6 protein-coding genes are annotated in these 7606 nt (G+C 47.3%); 2 read left to right on the top strand and 4 right to left on the bottom strand.

All coding sequences use genetic code 11. The annotated features are described in order from the left end of the window. On the bottom strand, positions 1-876 hold an 876-nt coding region (locus HRU21_08810; GenBank protein ID NRA42390.1), incomplete at its 3' end, for a LysR family transcriptional regulator. Positions 877-1032: 156 nt separating this feature from the next. Here HRU21_08810 and HRU21_08805 point away from each other — a divergent pair. Further along, the gene (locus HRU21_08805) at positions 1033-2487 is read left to right on the top strand and encodes an NAD-dependent succinate-semialdehyde dehydrogenase (GenBank protein NRA42389.1); all 1455 of its coding nucleotides are present in this window, start codon (positions 1033-1035) and stop codon (positions 2485-2487) included. A gap of 9 nt (positions 2488-2496) precedes the next feature. Then, positions 2497-3855 carry an aminotransferase class III-fold pyridoxal phosphate-dependent enzyme gene (locus HRU21_08800; protein NRA42388.1) on the top strand — a complete coding sequence of 453 codons (1359 nt, stop codon included), beginning with the start codon at positions 2497-2499 and terminating at the stop codon, positions 3853-3855. A gap of 107 nt (positions 3856-3962) precedes the next feature. Here the strand turns inward: HRU21_08800 and HRU21_08795 are convergent, their stop codons facing one another. The 3 genes from HRU21_08795 to HRU21_08785 form a co-directional block, all read right to left on the bottom strand. Further along, positions 3963-5687, bottom strand: coding sequence for a hypothetical protein (locus HRU21_08795; protein NRA42387.1), 1725 nt, complete (start codon positions 5685-5687; stop codon positions 3963-3965). Positions 5688-5732: 45 nt separating this feature from the next. Further along, positions 5733-7316 carry a sulfotransferase gene (locus tag HRU21_08790; GenBank protein NRA42386.1) on the bottom strand — a complete coding sequence of 528 codons (1584 nt, stop codon included), beginning with the start codon at positions 7314-7316 and terminating at the stop codon, positions 5733-5735. Positions 7317-7336: 20 nt separating this feature from the next. Further along, positions 7337-7606: hypothetical protein (locus tag HRU21_08785; GenBank protein ID NRA42385.1), on the bottom strand; the 270-nt coding region annotated here is incomplete at its 5' end.

Genomic DNA, 7606 nt, shown 5'->3' with positions numbered 1-7606 from the left:
ATGATGAAAAAAACGTCGGATATAGTCAGCAAATAACTGCGCCGCTAAAGACGCGTATTGTGAATATCGACAGACTAAATAGAAGTCCTGCTCAGAGTCGACAGCCCTGTCAGCTAACACCATCAACTCGCGACTTTGCAATTCATCCTGAACCTCAAGCGGGTCACATAGCGCAACACCCAAGCCCTCTTTTGCCGCCACAACCATATTCGCATTATCTTCAAAAAACAGTTTGCGAACTGACTGATGCTCGGGCGCAAACTTATCCAGCCAACGCGACCAATGATGATGCCGATCAACCAATAACGGCGCGCCAAGCAGAGCCGGCAAATCATCGACTAAGTGAGCAAAACGTCGTTCACTGGCTACCGGGAAATATTGTTCACGGTAGAGTTTTTCACTGCTGCGATCAGGCGCCTCAGGCAGCCCGTAGCATATGGCGACATCAATATCGCTGGCTAATTCGGTTTGAAAAGGCGAAATCGTTTTTAAGCGCAATTCAATATCGGGGTAGCGACGATGGAATTCACCAATGCACTTAACCAGCCAACTTGAACTGATCGACGTAGTGGAGGCGATGACCAGCTGACCCTCAAGTACCGGATTTTCAAGCATCACGGTACTTTCGGTGATGATATCGAAGCCCTGCTTCAGGCCTTGAAACAATTTATAGCCAGCCGGGGTTAAGCTCAACCGATTGTGGCTGCGGCTAAATAGCAAGGTATCAAATTGATCTTCAAGCTGAGAAATATGCCGGCTGATGGCACCATGCGTAACCCCTAACTCTTCTGCAGCTTTTCGCAGATGGCAGTGTTTGGCGGCAGTTTCAAATGCGCGCAGAGCGTTTAAGGGCAGTTTTCGTCGGGCTAAATACATAAGCAGCGTCTTCTATAGCAATGTCATAGCTACGCAACGGTGTATCTCAGCGGATGAATCGTGGTTAAAAAAACTCACCACGGGCGTGATGATTAATCGATAGGATTTGTCACGCCAGCCGCTACACTGATGTCATTCCCTGCTGTGAGATTTATTATGCAATTATTAGACCCAAGCCTGCTAAAAAGCAAACCGTTTATCAACGGCAAGTGGCATTCGACCGCTTCAACACAAACATTAACGGTATACAATCCTGCCAATCAGCAAGCGCTGATCGAAGTAGACTATTGCCGGCAAGCCGAAGCTGAGTATGCGGTATTATCGGCAGACAAAGCACTGCCACACTGGGCAGGCACAACGGCGCAGGAGCGCGCCGGCTGCCTTCAGCGGATGGCTGAATTAATGGCCGAGCATGAAGATGATTTAGCGCGCATATTAACGCTTGAACAAGGTAAACCGTTAGCTGAAGCACGCACTGAGATTCGCTACAGCGCCAGTTATTTTCAGTGGTTTGCTGAAGAAGCGAAGCGAGTTTACGGCGACACCATACCTGCACCAAGTCGCGATAAACGCATTGTTGTGACCAAACAAGGCATCGGCGTTGTGGCCTGCATTACGCCATGGAATTTCCCGTCCGCCATGCTGGGTCGCAAAATAGCGCCTGCCTTGGCAGCCGGCTGCACCGTGGTCTGTAAGCCAGCCAATCAAACGCCACTATCTGCCTTGGCGCTGGCGGAGCTGAGCCTTCGCGCTGGCATCCCAGCTGGCGTGATCAATATTGTGGCTGGCGATACGCAGGGCATTGGCCAGGTTTTCACCCAGCATCCAGCGATTCGTAAACTGACCTTTACTGGCTCAACCGCGGTCGGCAAACGGCTAATTGCCGACTGCGCCAGTACCGTAAAACGCACTTCGATGGAATTAGGCGGCAACGCACCGTTTATCGTTTTCGCTGATGCCGATCTCGATGCAGCAGTAGACGGTGCGATGCTGGCGAAATTTCGCAATGCCGGACAAACCTGTGTTTGTGCTAACCGATTCATTATTGCTGAATCAATTGCACCAGCTTTTGCAAAAGCTTTAGCAGAAAAAATGGCTTTATTGCAGGTTGGTGACGGGCAGCTCGCGAATACGCAAATTGGCCCACTGATTGATCAGGCTGCAGCTGACCATGTGCGCGCACTGGTGCAGCAAGCCCTGCAAGATGGGGCTCAATTAATTGCGGGCGACCCAGACAGTGGCAAAGGTTCTGCTTTCATCGAACCAATCGTGCTCAGCAATATAAGTAGCGATATGGCGATTTTTCAGCAAGAAATTTTTGGCCCGGTTGTGACACTCGCAACCTTTGACGAGGAAGCTGAAGCAATTCAGATGGCAAACAATACCGAATATGGATTGGCTGCTTACTTTTATACACAAAATATCAATGCAAGCTGGCGAGTTGCCGATGCTTTAGATTTTGGCATCGTTGGCATCAACGAAAGCGCTGTATCAACCGAGGTAGCGCCTTTTGGTGGCATGAAAGCCTCGGGCAATGGTCGTGAAGGCTCAAAATATGGTCTGGACGATTATCTAGAAATAAAATACCGCTGCTATGGCGGCATAGTATAGGGGATGATTATGAATCATGTTATTTACCCAACCACTAACCTAGCCAATACCGAGACTTTAGTTATTGATCGTGGCGAGGGTATTTATGTGTACGATCAGTCTGGCAAGCGATACCTGGAAGGCATGTCGGGACTCTGGTGCACCTCACTCGGTTATGGCAATGCAGAGTTAATTGACACAACACAGCAACAAATGCAAAAACTTACCTATAGCCATATGTTTGGTGGCAAAAGCCATCAGCCAGGCATTGATCTTGCTAACCGTCTCTCGAGCATGGTGCCTGTTAATAATGCCAAAGTATTTTTTGGCAACTCAGGTTCTGATGCAAACGACACCCAGATTAAGCTATTGCGTTATTATTTTAACGCGATTGGTAAACCTGAAAAACGGAAAATCATAAGTCGCGAACGCGCTTATCATGGGGTTACGGTTGCCGCCGGCTGTCTTACCAGCTTACCTGCCAACTTAGACTATTTTGACGCACCATTGGACGCCATAGGCGCGCTCAGAACTGCTCACCCTCATTATTATCATGGCGGCCTCAACGGCGAAACTGAAGCTCAGTTTGTCGACCGCATTATAGCCCAGTTAGAGCAGCAAATTATTCGTGAAGGACCTGACACTATTGCTGCATTTATCGCTGAGCCAATTACCGGTGCAAGTGGTGTGATAGTGCCTCCAGCTGGTTATTATCAAAAACTGCAGGCCTTACTAGCTCATTACGATATATTATTCTGGGCTGATGAAGTGATCACAGGCTTTGGTCGCACTGGCGAGATATTTGGCTGCAGCAGTATGGGTATCGAAAATCCTGCGATGATGAGTTTTGCTAAACAGCTAACATCTGCGTATTTTCCTCTAAGCGCTGCGGTTATCGACGGTGATATGTATCAGGCCTTTATTCAACAGAGTCAGCAAGTTGGCGTATTTGGACATGGCTATACTTACTCTGGTCACCCTGTGGGCTGTGCGATTGCGCTAAAGGTATTGGACATATGTGAACGTGATGGCGTATATGAACAGGCTCGCATGAATGGCGATTATCTGCAGCAACAGCTTCAGCGCTTCGCCGACCACCCCTTAGTCGGTGACATTCGAGGCAAAGGCCTACTTGCGGCAATTGAGCTGGTGGCGAATAAAGAGGCCAAATTAAGTTTTGACGGCGGATCAATGGGCGCTTATGCCGCTCAGCAATGTCAACACTTGGGTTTGATTGTTAGACCAGTAGCCGGCAATAGTTTAGCGCTATGCCCACCGCTCATTATTAATAGCGCACAGATTGATGAAATGATAGAGATTTTAAGTACGGTGTTAGATAACTGTCTAGACTATGCGCATCAACAGCAGTGGCTTAAACAAGCGAGTTAACAAAGCTGGCCTCGGCCAGCGATTTTAATCCAGATTACAAAAACCATTATATTAACAATATATAGAACAACAGATACAGAACTAAGCCGACACAGCAGGCATTCGATTTAGCTTGCTGCATCGCCGCATAGCGGCCGTATCTTATTTAGCCAAAGTGCCGCTTCTGCCCATTTCTGCACATAGCCATCACTGATGTGGTAGTAGATAGTTTGATTAGGTAAAAATACCGCCGTCAAGCCGCCGTAGCCACTCATAAACGGCAACCAAACGGCTTGCTGACAAGATAAGCCCCGAGCGGTTAAATTTAATGCCCAAAAGCCGTTTTGATAAAAGGTATTCTGATCATATGTTGCAAGCCCTCGCTGAGACGGCTGCTGCTGCATCGATTCTTGATACATGGCTGGATCTAGTTGCTTGACCACCCCACTTTCAGGGTCAGCTAGCGCATATAACATTTTCGCTAAATCAGCACTGCTAAACATCATGCCGTAGCCACTGAAAGGCTGACTAGCTGCATCTAAGGTTCGCACTGAGGAGTTTACTGCCTGACTCAGATTTAGCTGCTGCCAAATTGGTGCCACCAGATCACGATAAAGATCAACGGCTGCACCCTGTTTTTGTTGCAAAAATGCCTGCATCGCAGCGCCTAATAAATAGGTGTCACTTGTATGGTATACAAAAAGCTCGCCAGCAGCTGAACGCGCTTTAAAGCCCTTGCAGGCAAAATCAATGCGGTCTTTGTGGCTGGTTTTCAAAAAGAACTGCCTAAGCATTTTACTGGAGGCTTCGTCTTTATCGAATGTCGCCGACTGATAATGCCCGGTAGCCATGTCCAAGGCATGTTCAAACGTCACACCTTGCCAATCTGCAGACTTGCAAGCTGGCACATAGTCCTGAATGAGCGCTTGCCTAGCGCCGGGATAGCGTTTCTCTAAAGCCATCAAAGCCACACCTGCCATCATCGACTTTGCCAGGGAAAATGATGGCAGCAATAAGCTATCGCATAACGGCATTGAACCTAGCGGTGTGTCACAGCCACCACGGTAATGTTTGCCATCGATGATTACGCCATAAACGCTTAACGCCTCGGCCGGCATCAACTGGCTTGGATCAAACGGCTGCTGGCTGAGCGCCGGGTAGTCTAGTTGCAATTGCGAGTAAGGCAACAGTGGCAAATGCGATTGCTGCTCAAGTTGATGTTGATTAGTAAAAGTCTTGAGCTCAGCCAGAGCTAGTCCAGCAGACGGCTTCAGTTGATAGGCAATATCTGCCATACCCCAAAGTTGAAACTGCAGGTAGGCACAGGTTTGCCCAGCAAACTGAAATGCCATTTTTGACACTTGACCACGGTCTGAAATAATAAAGCTTAGCACGCCATTATGTGTGCAATTTGCCGCCTTTTCTTGCAAAGAAATTGGTATCACAACCTGACTTTGCGTTGCTGACACAAACCAGATCTTACCTTTCGACAATAGCAGATTCCAAAAAGGGTGATCGCTGATTTGCAGCTCACCATTAAGCGGCAAGAAATCAAATCCCTGTTGTAAAAAGTCGGCTTCAAAACGTGGTAATTGAAACAGCTTAAATCGACGAACTTTACTGATATTGTTAGTATCTTTTGTAAGCTTTACCTTTGCTTGCGGCTCTTTCAGCAACTGCAATTGCCCACTGGCATCAAAACTACTCAGCTTTGGCTGCGCCGGCATTGCGAAGGCTTGCATAGCAAAAGGTTGGCTTGCAGCATTAGCATATGTTGGAGTGACATATAAAAAGCTAATCAATAATAAACTTAGCAATATATTTGCATATCTGTGCAAACGATTTGCAGACATGTATTTACCCCTTACCGATGCAATCAAAAGGCTCTATATCAAACACTATATTAAGCCTTGCTGCGATAAAATATCTAAGGCAGGTTTCAATCCGCTACGCACCTTGCGCCACTCATCAATTGACGAGGCATACAAGCCTTGCCTAATTTGTGAGGCGCTGGCAGTAGTAACCGCATGACGCTGATGGAAGGCAAGGCACCTAACTTCAAAATTAAGCTGACAGTAATCAAGCACACGGGCTAATTCAGCTTCTGGCGCATTCACCAGCTGCTCATAATCGACATAGCAAATAGCTCCTGGCAGCACGTCATCCCAATGCTGCATTAACTGATGGTGTGCCACCATATATTGCGCCAGTTCTTGCAAATCGTATGAAAAAGGATAAGCACTGTGAAACAGCTGTTTATATATAGCGTAACAGCTGGCCTCTGGCTGACGACGTAGTGCTATAATTTTTGCATTAGGCAGCGCTGCCTTAATTAAACCAATATATAGACTATTAAACGGAAGTTTATCGACAATCCGAGATGCAGTAGACTCACGTGCGCGCAAGGCTTCAAGATACTGCTGCCCTAACGCTTGCATATTGATATCGGCGCTGGCGCGTATCATATCAATGCCGCTTGGCAGCTTAGCGGCTGACATGCTATCAAGCTGTTGCAGCATGGATTTGGCAAACAGGTTTAGCTCGCCGGCCGCATATACTTGACTATGTTGTGACAGCATCGATTCGAGCAAAGTAGTGCCGGTGCGCGGCAGGCCAACAATAAAAATAGGCGCATCATCGTCACAGCCAAAATGTGGCTGCTGAAAGAAATCGGCATTAAATACCTTACGAATAGCCAAAAGTTTATCAATATCATCTGACAGCTGATAGCGAATACCGGCGCGGCGTAAATCATTGCCTTTTTTCAAGTAATGAAACGACTGCGCATAATCTTCGATGTCAGCCAACTCTTTGGCTAAAGCAAAGTGAACATAGGGCATTGCTTTAGCCTGCTGCTTAACTTCCGGCAGTAAACTTTTTAAAAGTTCAATATGATTATTGGCACTGCTTTGTCGGCGCAGTGATGAGCGCAGCGCCACCGCTTCGTGATCGTCTATATTATGACTTAAGTAGATATTGAGATGGATTTCTGCCGCAGCCAGATCGCCTAAAAAACGATACTCCGCGCCGATATTATAATGTAGCGCAAGGCTTTCAGGCGAGGCCACCAATGCTGCCTGAAAACAGGCGAGCGCTTTTTCATGCTGCTGTAATTTTGCTGCTAAGTGACCACAGTATTCCATGTCCTCTGGCAGCTCACAATCATCAACCGTGACGGCAAACAATAATTGCACCGCCGCTGCACGCTGGTCCAGCTGCAATAAAATATCGATTTTGCGCAAGCGATCGCTGACCAGTGCTTGCTCAAAGCTAAGCACCTGATCCACTGCCTTCAGCGCCGCTTTAGGGTTTTTCAACTGCAGATGCAGATGACAGGCAATACGCCAGCCGGCTTGAAACTGCGGGTAGCTGAGGTTAAGCTCGCGACAGCAGGCAATGGCCTGTTTGAAATCGTTCTTTGCCATTGCTTGCTGCGCAAGACGATACAAGTTGTGATAACTTGTGATACTGGCCGTAGCCATATTTACTGCCTCAGATAAATTTACTCAAACGAGTACGTAAGCTCGACACCAATAGTTCTGGGGTTAATAATAAAGTCTTTTTGACCGGTACCATTATAACCCTGAGAACTGTCTGAGGTCATATAGCTGTCAGGGAAGGTTGCTGTAATCCCTTCCTCGTTTAGCACGTTTTGAATATAAAAAGTGGTAGTCCACTGGTCCATCATCAATATGGATGAAACATACCATACTGAAAACGGATCAAGTTTGGCACTGCGTGTTGAATTTTGCTCGATGTAGTTTTCAACATC

The sequence above is a fragment of the Pseudomonadales bacterium genome (assembly GCA_013215025.1).
GTDB lineage: Bacteria > Pseudomonadota > Gammaproteobacteria > Pseudomonadales > DT-91 > DT-91.
The sequence above is the reverse complement of the archived record's forward strand: the minus strand, read 5'-3'. Positions and strand labels throughout refer to the sequence as shown.